The following is a 3,734-nucleotide window of genomic DNA, read 5'->3' as shown; positions in this document are numbered from 1 at the left end:
TTTGAATCTCTGGATGGTCATTATATTCTCCGGCTTTAACTGGTCATTCGGAGAGGCTGGTCTCGACGCCTTTCCCCACACGGCCCTTATGGGCAAAGAGGGTTACCAAAGCGCTAACCATGGATGATTTTTGACCATTGCCCGCGCTGGAAAGGGGCCTGGAGATGGAGCAGAAAAAAACCCGTCCGCGACCGGAGTCGCGAACGGGCGTTCTGTAGTACTGATGGACAGCTTTTGTGCCGTCCGTTCAGTTTTTACTGGTAGTTAACTGTGACATTGAACGAACCGAGATAGGCTCCATCAGCTTGGCCAGCACCCACGCTGAGCGTACCACCAACCGAAAATGTATCGGTAGCGGCAACACCGGTGATCACGTGCAAAGCGGCACTAGACAGCAAGCTGGCAGTCATTGAGTTCGTGCCGTTGACCAAGGTAACCGACGGGTCGGTAGCAATTGTAACTGTCTCTCCGGTTGTACCGGTTAAGCTGAATCCAGCAGCAGTCGTCGTACCGGAACAAACAAGCCCGACACCACAACCAACGGTTCCCGTTACAGGCGCAACAACCACGGTTGATGCAGCAGCGCCGGCTACGATGGTTGCAAAGTCGAGGTCAGAAGTGTTGGTAACTGTAACCTGTTGCAGGATGTTTGCACGTGCATCAGCAGAAGCGGTTGCAGCATTTGCAGCGCTTGCGCCCATGACAGACGCAGCAAGTACAGAAGAAGCCATAGCGGCTTTGATAAATTTAGACATAAGTTCTGGTCCCTATTTTTTTTCAACATTGAAAGAGCAATTGCGGTGCGCTCCCGTCAAACCCACTGACCGGAACGTCGCCAGAGCCAACATTCAACCCTGCTTATCGGAGGGAAAGGATAAAACTTTGCTGCCAGCCATGGTTAATTTTTCATTGACCAGTCAAGATATTGATATATATGGTTTTTCGGCATCAAGAGTGCGTCGGGAGTGCGACTATTTGCTATGAGCCAAGGTCATTGTCGGATGTTGCGATTTCCGGAACCTAGATATGTTCGCCGGTGAGACGCTGACAGATCAGATCAAGCTGGTCCAGATTGGCATATTCGATCGACATTGCCCCGCCCTGCCCGTTCGACTGGATACTAACCTTCAATCCAAGCAAATCGCCCAGATGTGTTTCCAGTGCCTGGATGTCCGCATCGGTCTCCGACATCAGCGCCTGTTTCCTCGCCGACGACGGCTTTTCGCCTGCCAGCGATTTGCGAACCAGACGCTCTACATTCCGGACCGACAATCCCTGTTTGACAATTTGAAGCGCCAGTTCATCTGCATTGGGTGCGTTGATCAACGCACGGGCGTGGCCCATGGACAATTTCTCGTCGACAACAAGAGCCTTCACACCGTCCGGCAGCTCGAGCAAGCGCATCAGATTGGCGATATGACTCCGTGATTTCCCGACAATTTCGGCTAGCCTGGACTGGCTATGCCCGAAATCCAGACTCAGTTTCGCATAGGCTTCTGCCTCTTCGATGGCATTCAGGTCCTTGCGTTGGACGTTTTCGACGATGGCGATTTCAAGCGTCTCTTCGTCATTGAGATTCCGGACGACCGCGGGAATCTGGTGCAGGCGGGCGCGTTGCGCGGCCCTCCAGCGGCGTTCGCCGGCAACGATCTGGAAAGTCTTGCCGTACGGACGGACAACGATTGGCTGAATGACACCGCGCTGCCTCATACTGTCGGCCAGCTCGTCGAGAGCGTCGGTATTGAATGTCTGGCGCGGCTGATCAGGATTGGGCCGGATATCGGAAATCGCAATCGAGCGCAGGCCGTCAATGGTCGTGGCAGTCGCCTGTTCAGAGCCGCTGCCATCGCTGGCAGACAGTCCGGTGGTTACAATAGGCTCTTCCCGCTGGATGTCTCCGAACAAGCTGTTGAGTCCCCGGCCCAGGCCGGTTACGCGCTTTGGCGCTTTCTTGTTGGTTTCCTCTTGGGCTTTTTCTTCAGCCATCATGCAGCCACCTTTCTGTCGGGCAAGCGTCCTATCAACTCGCGCGCAAGGTCAATATAGGCGACCGAACCGCTGCACCGATAATCGTAGATCAGCGCCGGCAGGCCGTGGCTCGGGGCTTCGGAAAGCCGGACATTGCGCGGGATCACGGTTTCGAACACCACATCGCCCAGACAGGCCCGCACGTCGTCGGACACCTGTTCGGTCAGCTTGTTGCGCCGGTCATACATAGTCAGGACCACACCCATCACCGAAAGCTGGCGATTGAATCGGGCGCGAATCCGCTCGACGGTTTGCAGCAACTGGCTCAGCCCCTCGAGCGCGAAAAACTCGCACTGCAGCGGAACCAGCAGCGATTCCACCGCAACCATAGCGTTGAGGGTGAGCAACCCGAGCGATGGCGGGCAGTCAATCAGGCAAATATCCCATCGACCGTTGTCGGCTGTGTCGAGCGCCTTTTTCAGGCGATGGGTGCGCTCCTCGAACCCGACCAGCTCGACTTCGGCGCCAGAAAGATCGACGGTGGCGGGTACGATTTCCAGCCCCGGAACCTTTGTCTGGTTGATACATTCGGCCAGAGGCACATCATTGATCAGCAGGTCGTAGCTGCTATTGACCCGGTCTCCCTGCGACAGTCCGAGACCGGTCGAGGCATTGCCTTGCGGATCAAGGTCGATCAGCAGCACTTTCCAGCCGGTGGCTGCCAGTGCTGTCGCCATATTAATTGCTGTTGTTGTCTTGCCTACGCCGCCTTTTTGATTGGCTATTGCGATACGAACCATGGTCTGTTCAGCCCTATAAAATAGGTTTCTAGCCCTTTCCCACCAAGATTCCGGCGTTCGGATCGGTCAAACTATGTTCCACGTGGAACATTTTTTGCCGTTTTGGCGACAGGCCTTTAAGTTCCCTTACCGCATTTTTTCCCTTTGGTAAGAGCCAAACCGTATTTTCTGTGGAAAACCGGTGCGAAAGTGCGATGAGCCGATCTAGCGGGGCAAAGGCACGGGCACTGATTACGTCCGCCGGAAAACTCTCCATATTCTCCAACCGGTCTGCAACAACCGTAGCGTGATCGCCTATGCTGGTCTCCTTGACCACCTTATTCAGGAACTCGGCTCGACGTTTGCGGGACTCGACCATGCACACCCTGAACGGAGTCAGAATTGCAATCACGATACCTGGAAAGCCGGCCCCGGTGCCAAGATCAAGCCAGATTTTTCCCGCATCCGGCGCAGGCGCGTACCTCAACAGCTGGGCGCTATCGACGATATGACGGGACCAAAGACTATCCGCGCTGGCCTTGGAAATCAGGTTCTGGTGCTGCATTTCATCTCGCAGCAATGCGTTGAACGATTCCAGTTTTTGCCATGTTTCACGTGAAACATCATATTCTGCGCGAAGCCAGGCTTGCGCTTCTTCTTCCGTCATGCGGCCAAGTTCCTGTTGTTCCGGCGTCGGGCATAGACAAGAATCGCGGCGAGCGCGGCTGGGGTTATTCCCCTGATCCGGGACGCGGCAGCCAGTGTTTCGGGCCGCGCCGTAGTCAGACGTTCGACCATTTCGTTCGAAAGTCCGGCGATGGCCGCATATTCCATATCGTCACCGAAACGGATCTGTTCGTTCGCGCGAAGATCGCGCAACTCCGATTCCTGACGTTCGAGATAAGGTGCATAGCGTGCATCTTCTTCTATCTCCGCCATCAGGTCGCAATCGCCCAACGCCAAACATGCTTCCAACTCTTCCAATGA

General features: G+C 55.1%; 4 protein-coding genes and 1 pseudogene. All 5 read right to left on the bottom strand.

The genetic code is table 11. The features are described from left to right. Positions 1 to 254: 254 nt before the first annotated feature. On the bottom strand, positions 255 to 755 hold the full coding sequence (locus WBM93_RS04750) for a DUF4402 domain-containing protein (RefSeq protein ID WP_424428858.1): 501 nt from the start codon (positions 753 to 755) through the stop codon (positions 255 to 257). Between the two features lie 265 nt (positions 756 to 1,020). Beyond that, positions 1,021 to 1,986 carry a ParB/RepB/Spo0J family partition protein gene (locus WBM93_RS04745; protein ID WP_424428861.1) on the bottom strand — a complete coding sequence of 322 codons (966 nt, stop codon included), beginning with the start codon at positions 1,984 to 1,986 and terminating at the stop codon, positions 1,021 to 1,023. After that, on the bottom strand, positions 1,986 to 2,768 hold the full coding sequence (locus tag WBM93_RS04740) for a ParA family protein (RefSeq protein ID WP_424428856.1): 783 nt from the start codon (positions 2,766 to 2,768) through the stop codon (positions 1,986 to 1,988). Before WBM93_RS04740 ends, WBM93_RS04745 begins: the two co-directional genes overlap by 1 nt. Positions 2,769 to 2,796: 28 nt before the next feature. Then, on the bottom strand, positions 2,797 to 3,414 hold the full coding sequence (gene rsmG / locus WBM93_RS04735; protein WP_424428853.1) for a 16S rRNA (guanine(527)-N(7))-methyltransferase RsmG: 618 nt from the start codon (positions 3,412 to 3,414) through the stop codon (positions 2,797 to 2,799). Next, positions 3,411 to 3,734 (bottom strand): annotated as a pseudogene (locus tag WBM93_RS04730) (hypothetical protein); the annotation flags it as partial. The pseudogene WBM93_RS04730 and the gene rsmG, both read right to left, overlap by 4 nt.

Origin of the sequence: Parasphingorhabdus sp. (assembly GCF_049667325.1) — a bacterium.
In the GTDB taxonomy this organism is placed as follows: Bacteria; Pseudomonadota; Alphaproteobacteria; order Sphingomonadales; family Sphingomonadaceae; genus Parasphingorhabdus.
Note: the sequence above shows the minus strand (reverse complement) of the source record. Positions and strands in the feature narration are given on the sequence as shown.

What these genes read in the sequence shown, in the direction of transcription:
- WBM93_RS04740 (WP_424428856.1), bottom strand. Translation starts at nt 2,768, where the DNA reads ATGGTTCGTATCGCAATAGCCAATCAAAAAGGCGGCGTAGGCAAGACA.
- WBM93_RS04745 (WP_424428861.1), bottom strand. Translation starts at nt 1,986, where the DNA reads ATGGCTGAAGAAAAAGCCCAAGAGGAAACCAACAAGAAAGCGCCAAAG.
- rsmG (WP_424428853.1), bottom strand. Translation starts at nt 3,414, where the DNA reads ATGACGGAAGAAGAAGCGCAAGCCTGGCTTCGCGCAGAATATGATGTT.
- WBM93_RS04750 (WP_424428858.1), bottom strand. Translation starts at nt 755, where the DNA reads ATGTCTAAATTTATCAAAGCCGCTATGGCTTCTTCTGTACTTGCTGCG.